We start from the raw sequence: 384 nt of genomic DNA, 5'->3' as shown, positions 1-384 counted from the left end.
ATTCGGACATCCCCGGATCAAAGCCCGCTTACGGCTCCCCGAGGCATTTCGTTGTTCGCCACGTCCTTCTTCGGCTCCTAGCGCCTAGGCATCCTCCGTGTGCTCTTAGTAGCTTAACCTACTAATCTGCGATGCGTTAGCATCGTCAGAACTAACCTTCAACTAAAGGATGTTTCTTGCTTCGCTATCTAGTTTTCAAGGAACAAGACTGAAAGGTATGCACCTTTCAAAACTGAACACGAGTGAGTAACAAACCGGATTTGTATCGCATCTCACCGATGCGGATACTCCATAGAAAGGAGGTGATCCAGCCGCACCTTCCGATACGGCTACCTTGTTACGACTTCACCCCAATCATCTACCCCACCTTCGGCGGCTGGCTCC

General features: G+C 50.8%; 2 rRNA genes. Both read right to left on the bottom strand.

Annotated elements, in window-relative coordinates:
• Positions 1 to 119, bottom strand: a 23S ribosomal RNA gene (locus KJS47_RS23850); the annotation flags it as partial.
• A gap of 176 nt (positions 120 to 295) precedes the next feature.
• Positions 296 to 384, bottom strand: a 16S ribosomal RNA gene (locus KJS47_RS23845); the annotation flags it as partial.

It is taken from the genome of Paenibacillus sp. J31TS4 (assembly GCF_018403265.1).
Taxonomy (GTDB): Bacteria; Bacillota; Bacilli; order Paenibacillales; family NBRC-103111; genus J31TS4.
This window is presented reverse-complemented; position numbering and strand designations above follow the sequence as displayed.